Genomic DNA, 15585 nt, shown 5'->3' with positions numbered 1-15585 from the left:
CGGTCAATGCGCGCGTCCGTGCCGAGCACGGTCAGCGTCAGCGCAAACGACTCGGACATCGCCTCGCGGCCCGTCAGTTTCCAGAACAGAAGCCCCTCCACCGGGAGCTGAACGGTAATTCGGTTGAGCATAATCTTTATTCCATCTAGCTTATGCGATGCAGAAAAGGGGTTCGCATCTGTGATAAAGCATCATTCAAGAAAGGGGCTTTTCCCTCTTGATCATCCAAAAAACAAGAGAGTAGATTTTCAGTAACTCTGAAGTGACAAATAAGCCTACATTCAACCAGATGTTTGAAATATCAAACATACTTACTAAAAGAGGGGAAAATGAGACCGAGCATCTGAATGAAATCAAGCGAAATAATTCCTGAGCAAAGGCAAATTTAATCGCTCCGATCTTTCGCTTGAAGAATAACCAGGCCGAAGTACACAAAGAGAGTAATAAAAGTAAGTCAAGCACAAAAAAAAGCATGACCAAAATGCTGAAACCATCACCTGCATAATAATGCAACGAATCACTAAACGCTTTTGCATCAGAAATGAATGGAATTCTGTCGTGGCGAACTGAATTCACGCAATAAAGCAATATTGCGAGAAGATCCATACTTCCCCAGAAATACCATAATTTGCTATTTAAATGAGCGAGGTTATTTTGTGTACGCCCGATATTGTTATTTACAAAAATGGGGAGGCACATGTTGGCTTCAACTCAACTCTCCGGGTTAGGATTAAATTCAAAACGCATAAACAGGAGAGACAATCTTCTCGCATTCCTGGATGAAGCCTCTGGCTTCGAAGATCGTACACTTCCATAGTCTCTCCTGTTTAAATTCCTATGGATTCACCAGCCAGGTGCCCGGCTTGGCAATATCCAGCGTCTGGCCACGCGTTCTTCCGTTGCCCTGGAGTTCAATCTTCGCCTCACCGGCCGGCAGCTTGAGCGATGCATAGCCGTTGGTTCCCGGGCGCAGCGCTTTTGGCTCGCCGTTTACTTTCAGCGTTTCGCCGTCGAGGATACGGATATAGACCAACGCAACAGGGCTCGCGACAGGCGGTGGCGTCTGCTGCGCCGTCGCCTGCTCGCTCACCTTCGCCGTTTCCGGCTTCACGTCCGGCGCGTTTGCGGCGGTCTCAGTCGGACGCGTCTCTGCCGGTGCCTGTGCAGACTGCTCGGGAGCATCATTCCCGCTGCTAAACAGCATCGCCCCGGCGACAACGCCGACCAGCACGCCTGCGGCAACCATGCCCGGGATCTTGTAGCGACGCCAGTCGAGTAGCGAAGCCGGCTGTTCCTCCTCCACCGGTACCAGCATCGTGCCGGGCTTTTTCGCCGTCAGCACGTCGTTGATCCCTGCGACCGGCATCTCTATCAGCGCGGCGAACTCGTCGATGGACTGCGGACGGTCCTCCATGTGCAGCGCCAGCGCGCGGTCGATGGCCTGCAGCAGCGGAATGGAATAGCCCTGCGGCATGATTTCCACCAGCGGTTTGCAGGTATCCTGAATCGAGCGCACCACGCTGACCGGCGGCGGAGAACCCACAATTAGGGTACGCAGCACGGCGCCGAGGGCATAAATATCCGTCCACGGGCCCTGCTCGCTTTCGTTGTCGTCGGTGTACTGCTCGATCGGCGCAAAGCCCGGGCGCAGCATGGTTTCCGTTTCATCGGAAAGGTTACCGATGGTGCGGCGCGCGGAGCCGAAATCAAGCAGCACCGGCAGGCCGTTATCCTGGATCTGAATGTTATCCAGAGAGATGTCGCGGTGCAGATAGCCTTCGTCGTGAATGGTCTTGATCGCACCGAACAGCATCGGCAGCGTGCGGCGGATCCAGGCCTCATTGATCAGCTCCGGCTTTTCTTCGCGCAGGCGCGAAAGCGTGGTTCCGCTGTAAAACAGCGTCCCCATGTAGGCCGTGTCGTTTTGTACCCAGAAACGCAGGACGTGCAGCAGGTTCGGGTGGTTAAAGCGCGCCAGCAGACGGGCTTCCTGGATGAAGCTATTCAGGCCTGCGGAAAACGCTTTGCCAAAGCGCTCGCTGCGCAGCACCAGGGTCATGTCATCGCCGCGCACGGCGAGCGAGGAAGGCATAAATTCTTTGATAGCGATAGTGCGTTCGAGCTGGTGATCCCACGCGCGATAGACGATGCCAAAACCGCCGCCGCCGATCACCTCTTTGATTTCAAACTCGTTGAAGCGGTACCCGACCGGGAGCGCGTTTGGGACAGTCCGATTGTTATCATTATCCGTCATCTTTTACAGTTCTCTTGATGATTATTACGCGGCAAACTGACAGTGAAACTCGCCCTGCTCGCAGGTGACGTGCAGACGTCGGTACTGCTCGTCGCTGCGGCTGGCGGTAAGTAAGATCTGGCTCATCTGAGGCAGCAAGGTGTTGGTCAGAATAGCATCCACCATGCGGCCCCCGGACTCCACCTCGGTACAGCGCTGAACAATCTGTTCCACCACGCTGTCGTCAAACTCAGAAATAATGCTGTGATTCTCTTCCAGACGGCGCTGAATGCGCTTGAGCTGCAGGCGAACAATCTGCCCCAGCATCTCGTCGCTGAGCGGGTAGTACGGCACCACCAGCAGGCGGCCCAGCAGCGCCGGCGGGAATACCTCCAGCAGCGGCTGGCGCAGGGCGCCGCTTAACGCCTCAGGCTCCGGCATCAGCTCCGGATCGGCGCACATGGCGCTAATCAGGTCGGTACCGACGTTAGACGTCAGAATAATGATGGTGTTACGGAAATCAATGTGGCGCCCCTCGCCGTCTTCCATCCAGCCCTTATCAAAGACCTGGAAGAAGATTTCGTGAACGTCCGGGTGCGCTTTTTCAATTTCGTCCAGCAGCACCACGCTGTACGGGCGGCGGCGTACGGCCTCGGTTAACACGCCGCCTTCACCATACCCTACGTACCCCGGAGGCGCACCTTTTAAGGTGGAAACGGTGTGCGCTTCCTGGAACTCGCTCATGTTGATGGTGATAACGTTCTGCTCGCCGCCATAAAGAGATTCGGCGAGCGCCAGCGCGGTTTCGGTTTTACCGACGCCGGACGGGCCGCACAGCATAAAGACGCCCACCGGTTTGTTGGGATCGTCCAGCTTCGCACGCGAGGTTTTCACGCGGCGGGCAATAAGATCCAGGCCGTGACGCTGGCCGATAACGCGCTGGTTGAGCGTGTCGGCGAGGTTGAGCACCGCGTCGATCTCATTTTTCACCATCCGGCCCAGCGGGATCCCGGTCCAGTCAGAGACCACTGCGGCAACCACGTTTTCATCCACCGCCGCAAACAGCAGCGGTTCATCGTCCTGCAGGGCGTTCAGCGCCTGCTGCCGTTCCGCCAGCTGGCCACGCAGCTCGGCGCTATCTTCATCGCCCGCCGCGAACAGCGCCGCGCGCAGGCGGATAATCTCCTGCACCAGGCTGCGTTCTTCTTCCCAGCGCCGGGCCAGGGCTTCGCGTTTTGTTTCATACGCGTCGCGTTCGGCGAGTAAAGCGGTCACGCGATTGGCGTCACCGGCTCCCACGCGCGCTTCGCGTTCAGCAATCTCAATTTCCACGTCCAGCGCGGCAAGGTGGCGCAGGCAGTCTTCCAGCTGCGCAGGGGGCGCGCTCTGGCTGACCGCGACGCGGGCGCAGGCGGTGTCGAGCAGCGCAACGGCTTTGTCCGGCAGCTGACGCGCCGGGATGTAACGATGCGACAGCTTCACCGCCGCGCTGACCGCTTCGTCGAGCAGCAGCACCTGGTGGTGCGTCTCCAGCGGCGACACGGTGCTGCGCAGCATCAGAATGGCTTTCGCTTCGTCCGGCTCGTGGACCTGCACCGTCTGGAAACGGCGGGTCAGCGCCGGGTCTTTCTCGATATATTTTTTGTATTCCGCCCAGGTGGTGGCGCCGATGGTGCGCAGCTGACCGCGCGCCAGCGCGGGCTTCAGCAGGTTCGCCGCATCGCCGGTTCCCTGCTGGCCGCCTGCGCCAATCAGGGTGTGGATCTCATCGATAAACAGAACGATCGGCGTGGCGCTGGACTGGACCTCATTGATTAACGCCTGCAGACGGGCCTCGAACTCGCCTTTCATGCCTGCGCCAGCCTGCAGCATGCCGATATCCAGCAGCCACAGCTGAATATTTTGCAGCGGCTCCGGAACGTCGCCGTCGGCGATACGCAGCGCCAGCCCTTCCACTACCGCCGTTTTCCCGACCCCGGCTTCCCCGGTCAGCAGCGGGTTGTTCTGGCGGCGACGCATCAGGATATCCACCATCTGGCGGATCTCCTCGTCGCGCCCGACAACCGGGTCAATCTTCCCTTCGCGGGCGCGGGCGGTCAGATCCTGGCCGTACTGGGCCAGCGTCCCCTGCGCCGCCGGTACCGTACCCGCCGGTGCGTCTGCGGCGGCAGCGGCCTGCTGCGTCTCTTTGCTGTTGGCGCAGATAGCGTCGAACTGCTCAATCAGCACCTCGACGTTAAGGCGGGTGAACTCCGACGAGATGCTTTTCAGCACGTTGGCCAGGTTCCAGGTTTTAAGCATGCCGATCAGCAAATGGCCGCCGCGAATACGGCTGACGCCAAACTTCAGCGAGCCGAAGACCCAGGCGCGCTCCACGGCGCTGTCGATATGCTCGGAGAGATCGGAAACGGAACTGGCGCCACGCGGAAGGACGTCCAGCGCAGCCACGATATCGCGGGTCAGCTGCTGTTCATCAAGGGCAAAGTGGCGGATGACCTGCTGCAGATCGCCATCCTGCTGCTGCATGAGCTGATGCAGCCAGTGCACCAGCTCAACGTACGGGTTGCCGCGCAGCTTGCAGAACGCAGTGGCGCTTTCCAGAGAGGTAAATAACAGCGTATCCAGTTTTCCGAAAAGCACGGCACGGCTAATTTCTGACATGTTAGTTTCCATTAACAATGATTCGGTATACGGAAGGATTACCGCTCTGCGCGATACACCAGATCGCCACGCGGGACAGGCTGCGGCTGAAGGCCCAGCCAGGTGTTATAGCCTAATCGCCCATTGCTGCCGAGCGTGGTGCCCTGCACCGCGTCTTCACGCAGGATCACCCGCGTTTCCCATTCAAACTCTACCCCGGCGTACTGACGCACCCAGTCGCGCAGCTCGGTTACCCAGGCTTCACCCGGCAGAAAACGGTTGTACTCCTCCGCGCTCAGCGGGCCAATTTCGATGCGAAACTTGTGCTGCACGTCGCGGACGGCGACGCCGAGAAAGGCGGACTCCCCCATGCGCGGCATGCGGCGCCCTGCGCCAAGCTGCGCCTGCTCGCGCGTAGAGAGAGGCATCCACTGCGGCACGTTGCTGACCAGCTTAACCGGGGCTTTAAAATAGTTGCGCAGGATCTTCTCCAGCCCCTCCGGATCCCGCCCGTGACGGGTCAGGTGTCCGGCGTGGGTAAAGCGAGCATGCGAGCTCAGGCTGCCTTTGTTCATCTGCCCCGGCTGGCCCATGCCAATCAGCGATGCCAGATATCCCTCAAAGCGCCTGTTGTCGGCGCGATCCAGGGAGACGGCCGGCTGCGCATCCGCCCAGGCGCGGTAAAACAGCAGCGAAAGGCGGTGATGGAACAGGTCGGCAAACGCGCTGAGGCTGGTGTCCTGATGATGATAAATACGCTCGCGGGCGTATTCGGTCATGTGGACCGGCAGCGGGCCGTTCGGGCCAAACAGGCCGAAGCTGAGGATAGACACCTCATGCAGCCCGCTTTCTTCCCGCTGGCGTACCTGAGCCAGCGTTGACGGCGCAAAACTCATCGACGGCTGCTGGCCGATGCGCAGCGGCTCAAATTTCGGCAGAGGCGCGCGTCCCAGCGGGTAGCGCTCGCCGCCCTGGGCATCAATGCGCCTTAACAGCTGAAACAGATCGTAGCGCCAGGGCGTCTCGCGAACCCCTTGCCAGAACGCGTCCGGCAGACGGGTCAGGCGATGCACGCGCAGCGGTGCAGTGGCAGCGTCACTCATATCAGCGCCCTTTTACCCATGCGCGGCGCCCAGTAGCCAATCTCGCCGCGCTGCTGACTTTTCAGGGTGAACTCCGTAAAGCTGTTGATGGACACCAGGCGGGCAAAGAGACGCTCCATCACGCTGCCAAAAAGCCACGGACTGGCGCCGGAAAAGGCTCGCTCATCGACCGTCAGGGTGATGCCGATCCCGCGGGCGAAAACGACCGGGCCGGGTTCAGGCACGCGGCGGTGAACCGGCTCCAGCACGCAGTGGCGTACCCCCTCCACCTGACGCGCAACGGGCGTTTCTGCCAGATTGGCGTACAGCCCTAACAGCTGGCGCAGCGCGGCCGCGCCGTCTTCGTTTTCGCTGTCCATCAGGCTGAGGTAGTTCATCTGCAGCTGGCTGATGAGCCGCCAGGTGCTGAACCCTTCCGCCAGCGCCGGGCGCGGCGGCGTCGGGCCTTTGCGCAGGGTGAGGGATTTCACCGGCATGGAGTCGGCCATAATGAACTGCCCGAGCTCCTGCTGCAGCATCAGCGGCAGGTCGCGGCTGGTGCACAGCACCTCGGCAGAGATATAGCGCAGGTTTTCCTGCCACGGGGCGTGCTGTTCATCCACCAGCGAAACAAACACCTCTGAACCGATATATCCGGTACGGGTGCCGTAGCGCAGGGCGTGCTCGGACAACACGCGCTGTTCGCGGCGCAGGGAAAAATAGGCTCCATAGTTGCCCGCATCGCCGCTCCAGGTACTCCAGAAAGGACGAAACGTCTGGTCATCACGCTGGCCGTCCGCGCTGCCATAGATTTTTTTGACCGCGTAAATTTCATAATCCAGCGGACGAATGTTATCGACCACCAGATGGTATTCATGCATGCCTTCATTCAGCTTCTGACGCGCCGCGACCTTTGGGAAAAGGTTGATGACCGGGGTACAGTGCAGCGCCAGATGGCTGGCATCGACCACGCGCTCCAGCTGTTCATCCGACTTATCCAGCAGAATGAAGATGTCGAAGGCTTTTTCGCCTTCACAGCGCTGGATAAGCGTGCTCAGACCGCTCAGGCTGATGAAGCGGAAGCGGGCCGGAAACGCGAAATACTCCTGCAGCAGACGGTAGCCGTCAAAGTTGCGCAGATCGTCCGGAAGCAGCGCCTGGTCAGGCTCAAAGCCCTCCTGGCGCAGCGCGTCCGACGCCAGCAGCTGTCGCTGCGGCTGCGGGCTGACCGTCTGACAGACGATCCCGGCGTGGTGCTCCATCACCAGCTCCAGCAGCTTCAGCGCTTCAATATCCGGACCGGCGAGGAAAAATTCGAGTCGGTCAAAATCCAGGTGCCCGAGGTTTTGCGGGCCGTCGCAGGCGATGCGGATCCGCAGGGCGCTGCCGATCCCCCGCTGGCTCAGCCCCAGCTGCGCCAGCGGCAGATCGGCGGGCACGCCGCCCAGCTCGACCTTATCGATTTTCAGCGGCAGCAGGTTGACCTCGTGCGCCGTGGTATAGCTGCAGGTCACGCCGTTTTTTTTCAGCGCCAGGCTGTCCATCATGGTACCGCGCGGCACAATGAAGCCCTTGCTCAGGTCGCCCCGGCTGCTGTCGGGCGCAATCTCCGCGATTGCCATCGACGGCGTGGGCGCGAGATAGTTTGGCGCAATCATCTCCAGCAGACGCTGGGAGAAGCGCGGAAACTCCGCGTCCATTTTCATCTGCACGCGGGAGGTGAGGAAGGCGAAGCCCTCCATCAGACGTTCGGTATACGGGTCCGCCACTTCGATGCCGCGCATGCCCAGCCGTCCGGCGACTTTTGGGTAGCGTTCGGCAAACTCGGCTCCCATTTCGCGCAGGTAGGCCAGCTCGCGGTTGTAATATTCGAGCAGTTTACTTTCCATGATTACCCCGCATCTTTCAGTTCAAAATGGCCGTTTTCCAGATCGACATCGGTACGAAACAGAAACTCCAGCGGGTACGGCACACACCACAGACGCCCTTTGATCTCGATGGAGAGCACGTTGTGCAGATCCAGCGAGGAGGTATCAGACACGCAGCGGACCTGCAGCCCCTGCGGCAAAATGCGCGGCTCAAAATTGATGATGGCCTCGGTTAGCTTGCGCTGAATGTCATGCCATTCGATGTCCGACATCCTTTTACCGGCCAGCGGCGCGACGCCGAAGTTGACCACCGAGCGCTTCACGTGCGGCAAGGCGCTCAAGTCGCCGGAGGCATCGTGGTTGATGGTGTTAAACAGCCACTGCAGATCGCGCAGGACGTTGCGGCGCAGGGCGGCGTGGGTGATCAGATTGCTGTTGGCCGACTCGCGTTTTTTTTCCGGGTCGTTATCGGTGAGCCGATCCAGCAGCGAGGGCTGCATTTTGTCGCGCGCCCCCACCTTCTCCTGCCTGCTGCGGGCTTGCCAGCCGCTGCGCAGCAGATCGCCTTCGCCAGCGGGATTACTCATCGGCTCCATCCGTCGCAAACGTCACGAGGCTTAAGGACAGCAGCGGGTATTCGCTTTGCTCGCTCAGCCAGGCCTTCTGGCCCCTGCCTTCGTAAAGGGTGCCGTCTTCGTCGAGCGGCTGCCATTCGGTGGTGCGGCCCAGCTTGACCGCATCGGTGGCATCGGCAGCAAACGGGTAACGCGCCGGGATCTGACACACCTGCTCCGTACCGTCGGTCAGGCGCACCAGCGCGTGGCGCCAGACCAGATCGGTTACGCTGGCGGGCGCCTGGAAACGGATCTCCGCGATAGCGCTAAACGGCAGCCAGAAATAGCGGCCGTTCACGATGGTTTCGCAGACCGGGCCGAGACGGGCATCGCCGTCCATCAGCCACTCGAAAGCCAGCGTCTCCTCGTTTTCGAGGATAATCTTGCCGGGGGTGACCTCAGCCCGATCGAGAGCTTCCAGACGCAGCGCCCGGGCGCGCTCGCCCTCCTCGCTTAGCGCCGCGGCCAGGGTCGTCAGCCACGGCCACTGGGCTTCAGGCATGGCCGGACGCGCCTGTCCCGCCATCACCTGCGCGCGCTGCAGCTCGCCCTGAATGGATTGCTCCAGCAGCGTGACGGTGGGCTTCGCCTGGGGCTTGAGCGCCAGCCAGCTTTTCAGCTGGGTCAGCGCGCGCGTCCAGTTGCCGCTGAGGGTTAAAAACTGCACGAACGCGGCGCGAAGGTCGGCATCCGCCGGACGGGCTTTGATTTCTGCTTCCAGACGCGCGAGCGCATCGTTGAGCGACTCGCCGGCCAGGCGTTGATAGAGCGTATTCATAGCCATTCCTTAATTCGCCGCGCGCCATGCGCCGACGGCCGGATCGCGCAGCTGAGGACGCAGGGTGTCAATCAGAACGATATTCAGCGGAGTGCCGGGTGCGACCCAGGCGCCCCACGTTTTTTTCACCGCCGCGATACGCGCCTGCAGTTTTGCATCATCGCTGGCGATTTCACGGGAAATCTCCACCGCGACGGTGCCGTTGCTTTTCCAGCTGTTCACGGCGCTATCGTAAGGCAGGATCATCCAGCTCTGGTCGCTGTCTGGCGTGCTGAATACCATGCGCTCTTTGTTGACGGAGGTGATCAGCGCGTTTTCAGGATCGGCGCTTTGATTCAGCCCCGTCACCGGGAAGCCATGGATGTACGTCACCGCCATCTCTTTCTGCCCGCCGTTGCGGGACTGCGACACAACGGTGTGTCCGCTCAGCCAGCTGCCGTTACCGCAGCGGGTGGTGTCAGAATCGGGAATAAATAGCGCCGGAGCGGAAGCGCCCCCTTCCCAGAAGGTGCGCAGGTGGCAGCCGTCCTTCAGGGTAAACTCCTGCCACGGCGTGCGGTCCGCGGCAACGGTGCGGGAAGCCACGTCCTGGTCCGGCGGCAGCAACGCGCCGCTGGATGGTGTTGCGGTGACGGTCGCAGCAGGCGTGGCCTGCTCCTGTTTCACCACCAGCGCCCAGTCCTGCGCTTTGCCTGCCGTGCCCTGCGCCAGCGTGGTACCCGCCGGATCGTTGAGCGTCCAGCTGAGCTTATTCACTTTGCTGCACTGGTGTTCCAGCAGGGAGCCAAGACGCGGCACAAAGTTCTCCAGCACGGAGACGTCTTTCTTGCCGTTCGCCACAATACGCAGCGCCACCTCAGGCTTACACCAGCTCTGCGGCGTATTGTCTTTAATGTTGTCGATCCAGATATCCAGCTTCTGCGCAGGAGACTGCACGATGCGGAAATTCTCAGCCTGCGCGGTGGAGGTGACCGCCAGAAGTGCCAAACCCGATAGCCAAAGTTTCATATCGTTCCTTGTGTGTCTAATCAGTTCCGCAGGGAAGAAATTGTGCTGCGTCAGAGAGGGTGTGCAGCAAAGTGGTGTCCTGAGGGTTGCCCATCCATACCGCCAGGGCAGTATAGTTATCCTGAGCATTCCCTTCCTGTTCGCCATTCTTTTGAATGATTTGGTTCATTAAGGTCAGCCACTCCTGCGGCGTATTGACCATATGCAGCGACTGCTTCATCTGCTCTTCGCTGACGCCGTGCCAGAACCCGTCGGTGCAGAGCAAGAATGCATCGCCGTCTTCCACCTGCACCACGTCGCTGTAGCTCGCTTCCGGCCCGCCGTTTTCAATCCCCAGCGCCAGATAGAGCAAATTGCTGTTCAGGTTATCGGTCTGGTGCCCGGCGTCTTTCATCTGCTGCACCAGGCTGTGGTCGGTGGTCACATGCCACAGCCATCCCCGACGAAACAGGTACAGGCGGCTGTCTCCGGCGTGCGCCCAGTAGGCCAGCCCGTAATCACGGTCAATGAACAGGCTGACCAGCGTCGTGCCCATCCGGCGGTAGTCCTGAACGGCCTGCTGTTCGCTGAGAATGGTGCGGTTCGCCGTCTGCACGTAGTCGCGGATGTGCTGCGCGTTAAGATGTTTGTCGCCATCGAAGCGGGAGATAATGCTGTTGCGGGCCAGCTCTGCAGCCACCTCACCGCCCGGCAGGCCCGCGATGCCGTCGCAGACGACAAAGCAGGCCGAACGTTCCCCTATGGTTTCTCCCGTCTGATCCTGGTTGCTGGCGCGCGTCCCCTGGCGGGAGAGAGAAGCCGTTGCGATATTCATTTGTCTTCCGATCCGCTCTGTGAGTCTTTGTACTGATTCACCTCCATGTCGTACGCATGAAGGAAGGCTTCGCCGAACAGGGTGTGGAAGTCATCCTCAATCTCGCCCGCCGTCTCACCGTAGCTGCGAACAAAATAGTCCCACAGGGCGGCTTTGCGGCTGCCCGGCAGCGCCAGACGAGAGGTCATTCCGTTCTGCTTCGCCTGCTCTTCCAGCTGTTCCGGGTTAAAGGACTGCAGCATCGCGGCAATAATGGCGCGGATACCGGAGATCATGCCCAACTGGTGCGCCTGCAGATCGATCAGCGCGTCGCGCACGGATTTGGTTGGCGGCATAAAGCCCGGCATCGGGGTGCCGAACATCTGGATCAGCACGGTTTTGCCTGTCGGCAACAGCTTGAACGGGTTGTTGGCATCGTCCAGCACCATGGTCATATCGGCCTTCACGCCACGCTTGAGGATGGAGCGCGAGGAGAGCAGCGCGACGGTCCCCTGAGAGAACATGCCGAGGATCTGCCCCAGCTGACGCATATTTTCCCGGTCAAACTGCGGGACGGGCTGCATTTCGCTCAGCCCCATTCCTTCCAGCAGCGCCTCCAGCAGCTCGCCCTGCAGCACTTCACCCTTCTCACCGCTGTTTACTGTGGCAGCTGGGGAGGCGGCGTTATTGACCGGGTCGATGCGCAGGCGGCCCTTCGGGGCCTGAGCGCTGCTGCGCGCAACGGCCTGTGGCGTAGGCATAGTGAAGCCTGCGTAATCCGGTCGCGCGGGCTCTTCTTCAGCACGCGGTTCTTCCTGCGGCTCGGGGGCGAACAGCGGAGAATCGGCCAGCACGTCCTCTTCCTGCTTAGGCTCAGGCTCCGGCACTGGTGCAGGCTTTTCGGCAAGTATGTCATCCGGATGGGTTAATGGCGCCCCGCCCATCAGCCCGAGCGGGTCGTCATTTCGCGCGGCTGGCGCGCTGGCCTTACCGCCAAACAGGGCCAGCGGATCGAGCTCGTCCGTCGCCTCGCCTTCTGGCTTAGCGGGGGTATTCTCGCCCGGCGCCACCAGCGTTGACGGGGTGACGTCGTCAAAAATACTCTCTTTTTTGAACAACGCTTCGTCGCTGAACAGCGTGTCCGGGTCAACATGCTTACGCTCAAGCTTTGGATCGCTGTCGTTGAACATCGCCAGCGGATCTTCGGCATTACGCTCCGGGGCCGCAGGCTGGGAGAACGGATCGTGCGAAGCAGCAGGCTGCGGTTTTGCACGGTTGCTGGAGATGCTGTCGGAGATGGAGAACTCCTGCATCAGGCTATCCCAGATCTCCGTTGGCACGGCGGTCGGCTCGGCTTTGCCGCGCGGTGCGGCACTCGCCGGTTTCTGTTGCGGAGCGGGCGCGGAAGCGGCTGCCGGACGCGCCTGCTGATGCATGCTGGCCGCCATACGGCTCACGGGCTGCGTGTCGTGGATCAGTTCGGTCACTTCGATACGGTAGTCATCAATACCGAGAATGTCGCCATCCTGCAGCTCGACCTGACGCCCTCGCTCCAGCGGAATGTCATTTAATACCACGCGGGTGACGCTGCCACGGTTGGTCACGCGGCATTCGCCCTGGGCGTCAACGTGAACAATGGCCTGCAGACGAGAGATGGTGCGGTCATTATCCGGCAACACCAGATTGTTATCCGTACCGCGCCCAATGGTGCCGCCCGGGGCGTAAAAATCACAGCTGCTTTGCGGCGGCTGATGACCGGGTTTCGTAGAAATAATCGTGAATCGCATGGCGTATTCCTGCTGGTATGATTAGCGCTCAAACGCTGCCGCTCTCGGGGCGAGAACGGCGGCGTTTGGGAGTTAAGGCAAAGGACAGTTTAAATATCGAGCATAATTTGAAACGGTTCTTTTATCGCCCGGTAGCAACTAGCACAATTAACAATAACATTAAAAACACGACAAAAATCGTTAATTTATGGAACGTTGTAATCCAGGGAAAACGGTATATTGAAAGTATAAATCTTCCTGCTTCAGGAGAGATTTGCCTTGTGCTACCTGACTTTATCGGCTTGCACGCCATTATTTTTCTCATTAAGAATACGCGATGCGCAAACCCAGGTAATCCAAGCTGCTCATAGAAAAGATAATCATTTATATCTAAGTATTGTTTACTACTAAGGAGGTGAAATGCTTTTGTTAGTTCCTGAGAGTGTTTCCGATAAAAATAGACATATAAAACTAAAGAAATAAACAAAGCTAAAAATACAAAAGAAAGTAGTATCAGGCGCATTTGCTCGCCCCCAAAAAATCAATCACATGGTGTAATTGCGTCAGCATAATTAACACAAAAAACATTCATATAGGTAATAAACGTTTATACACCATCAACACTTGCCATGACTAAAAGCAGTATAAAAACAGCCGCCATGAATTTTATTTTTTTGTCATAAGAGTAGACCCAGGAGAGTTCAGAATCGGACAAAATGTTATGGCACGAATGGGAATGAAGTATTCGAGAATTGGTTAGTTTAACGTCCCTACCCCGTAACAGTCTGGATAATATTGTGACACGAAAACCAAAACCCCAGAAACCCAAACCTTCCCAAAGTTGATAGTCCTCCTTCCTTAATAACCCAATCTGCGTTAATGAATCATATACTTTAGATACTTCACTTGAGTGATTTTGATAATCAATATAGAAAGTAACAGCCATGGTCAAAAACAGAATAAACAAAAAAATCATAAAAATGGAGAAAATATCATTAGTAATCACATCATTCCCCACTGAATATTAAGCAACCGATCTGTTCACCAACAAACCCACCTACTTTCGTACCTCCTACATCTCCAGTAGTTTTGATTAGCGCTCAAACGCTTCCGCTCTCGAGGGTGAAAACGACGGCGTTTGATAAAGAGAATATCAAAAAACTATTTAATGAAGGTTATAAAATATAATCCAACTATGAGCCACAGAGTGAATATTAACGCCTGTAATTTATAACAACGATGTAACTTTAGTATCCAGCCAATTTTTTCATCCGGCAACGACTGCACGTATTTATAAGCTTCTTCCTGCACAAGCCTTTCATGAGTGAACTTCATTCTAACACCTTTATAAAGACGTACAAACCAGATTATTTTCTGATAATTGGCCAACGAACCAAAAAAAGAAGCGTAGTTTGTTACTAGATCCAGGTCATATCCATTGCGTCGGTAGTCAGAAAGTAACTGATTATAATCAGCCTCGTGCTTTTTGAAATAACGAGAACTGAACAAATCCATAATTACAACAACCAGCAATAAAACCACGATAAGAAATAATGATAAATTCTCTATATTCACCATATTTTATCCATCATATACTCAGTCGCTCCGCCCGCTATCTCGCCACCAACGTATCCTCCTGCAGCAGCCCCGACAATGGAGCAGGCGAGCAGTCCTACCCCCCCCGTCGCAACACCAAGCGCAACGCATACACCAGCACCTGCCATGGCTCCGTATTTACCACCGTAAATACCCCCTGCCAGGCTTGCACCAAAGCTGCTGTATTTTTTCACAGCGACTTTAGAGCAACTCTGCTCTCGTCCTACGGTGCAGGCATTGTAAACTTCATTAGTGGTATTTGCACCTGCAAAACCTATTGCAAGCCACCCTCCCGCTTTAAGAAAACGAGCGGCCTTAGAGGCATTATCGATATAAGTTGAATAACCACGAATAGAAGCGACTCCGGCTGTACTCCATTCATGTACAATGGATCTGCTTGACAAACCTAATGCATGCTTCAATTCGTCATAGGGTTTCATCTTCAACGTCAACCTGGACAATTTATTTAATAAGCCATCTAACTCAGAAAAGAGGCGCTGACGCTCAACAAAAAATTGCTGGCTTATTAATGTTCCTTGTGTCCTGTACTGATTCTGGTAAGCCAGTTCAATGGATTTAAGTTTTCTTTCTATGTCGCTGAAATATTTTTCGCCTGCATCAGCAACGACACCAAGGGACTTATCCATAAAATTAGTAACTGCGGCTATTGTGCTAAAATGTTGATTAAAGAAATTCGCCTCTCCAGAGTCAAGATCGACCAGAGCACCATTAACTTTCTTTTTTGCAATTTGTAATTGCTTAAATTGCACAGAATTATTACTTCCCGGTGCATCAAGAATCAACATCTGTCCAGGTTTTGACCACTGAGCATCGCTATTAACTTGCATGAAATAACGAGCAGCATCGCTATTTGGATTGTTGAATAAAAATCTTGCCTGGAAATCCAGGGTTCCTGGCTGCTGAACAATACAGTATCCCGGATTAACTAATGATTGACTAGTCATATTCATTCCCTTTGCTTTTCACAAATAAGCACTCACATTCAAGTAAAATGGAGTTGAACTAGTATCCAAACGTTGACACTTTCTTAAAAATCGGCAACGTTTGAAAACTCACCTATTCTGTTTTAGCTAGCGATAACTCGCCTTTAGCATTTACACTGATAATAAATCGAGCCGCATATCGAAGATCCCTATTATGAGTTCTCGACTTTAATACCACATCATACTCTCCTGACTGCCAGTTC

Annotated in this window: 11 protein-coding genes; all 11 read right to left on the bottom strand. The window is 56.7% G+C overall.

Annotation, left to right across the window (positions count from 1 at the left end; genetic code table 11):
* Nucleotides 1-195 precede the first annotated feature (195 nt).
* The 11 genes from UTM25_RS01580 to UTM25_RS01530 all read right to left on the bottom strand — a co-directional run bounded on the left by UTM25_RS01580 (nt 196) and on the right by UTM25_RS01530 (nt 15343).
* The gene (locus UTM25_RS01580; protein WP_233469362.1) at nt 196-606 is read right to left on the bottom strand and encodes a hypothetical protein; all 411 of its coding nucleotides are present in this window, start codon (nt 604-606) and stop codon (nt 196-198) included.
* A gap of 229 nt (nt 607-835) precedes the next feature.
* Nucleotides 836-2254, bottom strand: coding sequence for a serine/threonine protein kinase (locus UTM25_RS01575; RefSeq protein WP_194399475.1), 1419 nt, complete (start codon nt 2252-2254; stop codon nt 836-838).
* Nucleotides 2255-2278: 24 nt separating this feature from the next.
* Nucleotides 2279-4894 (bottom strand): type VI secretion system ATPase TssH, encoded by a 2616-nt coding sequence (tssH, locus tag UTM25_RS01570; RefSeq protein WP_194399476.1) that lies wholly within the window; start codon nt 4892-4894, stop codon nt 2279-2281.
* Between the two features lie 38 nt (nt 4895-4932).
* A complete protein-coding gene (gene tssG, locus UTM25_RS01565; RefSeq protein WP_194399477.1) occupies nt 4933-5976 on the bottom strand; it encodes a type VI secretion system baseplate subunit TssG in 1044 nt (347 codons plus the stop codon).
* Entirely contained in the window at nt 5973-7844 is a 1872-nt protein-coding gene (tssF, locus tag UTM25_RS01560; RefSeq protein ID WP_194399478.1) for a type VI secretion system baseplate subunit TssF, read from the bottom strand. Before tssF ends, tssG begins: the two co-directional genes overlap by 4 nt.
* 2 nt (nt 7845-7846) lie before the next feature.
* Nucleotides 7847-8410: a type VI secretion system baseplate subunit TssE gene (gene tssE, locus UTM25_RS01555; protein ID WP_023312148.1), complete on the bottom strand. Its 564-nt coding sequence runs from the start codon at nt 8408-8410 to the stop codon at nt 7847-7849.
* Nucleotides 8403-9215 (bottom strand): type VI secretion system accessory protein TagJ, encoded by an 813-nt coding sequence (locus UTM25_RS01550; RefSeq protein ID WP_194399479.1) that lies wholly within the window; start codon nt 9213-9215, stop codon nt 8403-8405. The genes tssE and UTM25_RS01550 overlap by 8 nt, the downstream gene beginning before the upstream one ends.
* A 9-nt stretch (nt 9216-9224) precedes the next feature.
* Entirely contained in the window at nt 9225-10223 is a 999-nt protein-coding gene (locus UTM25_RS01545; protein WP_194399480.1) for a hypothetical protein, read from the bottom strand.
* A 16-nt stretch (nt 10224-10239) separates the two neighbouring features.
* On the bottom strand, nt 10240-11037 hold the full coding sequence (locus UTM25_RS01540; RefSeq protein WP_014884226.1) for a PP2C family protein-serine/threonine phosphatase: 798 nt from the start codon (nt 11035-11037) through the stop codon (nt 10240-10242).
* Nucleotides 11034-12803: a type VI secretion system-associated FHA domain protein TagH gene (gene tagH / locus UTM25_RS01535; protein WP_194399481.1), complete on the bottom strand. Its 1770-nt coding sequence runs from the start codon at nt 12801-12803 to the stop codon at nt 11034-11036. The genes UTM25_RS01540 and tagH overlap by 4 nt, the downstream gene beginning before the upstream one ends.
* Before the next feature lie 1550 nt (nt 12804-14353).
* Entirely contained in the window at nt 14354-15343 is a 990-nt protein-coding gene (locus UTM25_RS01530; RefSeq protein WP_194399482.1) for a hypothetical protein, read from the bottom strand.
* Nucleotides 15344-15585: the final 242 nt, after the last annotated feature.

This window comes from Enterobacter sp. 61D5 (assembly GCF_034107965.1).
Classification (GTDB): domain Bacteria; phylum Pseudomonadota; class Gammaproteobacteria; order Enterobacterales; family Enterobacteriaceae; genus Enterobacter; species Enterobacter cloacae_M.
The sequence above is the reverse complement of the archived record's forward strand: the minus strand, read 5'-3'. Positions and strand labels throughout refer to the sequence as shown.

Coding starts and splice junctions, on each gene's coding strand:
- UTM25_RS01580 (WP_233469362.1), bottom strand. CDS start 606: ATGGATCTTCTCGCAATATTGCTTTATTGCGTGAATTCAGTTCGCCAC.
- UTM25_RS01575 (WP_194399475.1), bottom strand. CDS start 2,254: ATGACGGATAATGATAACAATCGGACTGTCCCAAACGCGCTCCCGGTC.
- tssH (WP_194399476.1), bottom strand. CDS start 4,894: ATGTCAGAAATTAGCCGTGCCGTGCTTTTCGGAAAACTGGATACGCTG.
- tssG (WP_194399477.1), bottom strand. CDS start 5,976: ATGAGTGACGCTGCCACTGCACCGCTGCGCGTGCATCGCCTGACCCGT.
- tssF (WP_194399478.1), bottom strand. CDS start 7,844: ATGGAAAGTAAACTGCTCGAATATTACAACCGCGAGCTGGCCTACCTG.
- tssE (WP_023312148.1), bottom strand. CDS start 8,410: ATGAGTAATCCCGCTGGCGAAGGCGATCTGCTGCGCAGCGGCTGGCAA.
- UTM25_RS01550 (WP_194399479.1), bottom strand. CDS start 9,215: ATGAATACGCTCTATCAACGCCTGGCCGGCGAGTCGCTCAACGATGCG.
- UTM25_RS01545 (WP_194399480.1), bottom strand. CDS start 10,223: ATGAAACTTTGGCTATCGGGTTTGGCACTTCTGGCGGTCACCTCCACC.
- UTM25_RS01540 (WP_014884226.1), bottom strand. CDS start 11,037: ATGAATATCGCAACGGCTTCTCTCTCCCGCCAGGGGACGCGCGCCAGC.
- tagH (WP_194399481.1), bottom strand. CDS start 12,803: ATGCGATTCACGATTATTTCTACGAAACCCGGTCATCAGCCGCCGCAA.
- UTM25_RS01530 (WP_194399482.1), bottom strand. CDS start 15,343: ATGACTAGTCAATCATTAGTTAATCCGGGATACTGTATTGTTCAGCAG.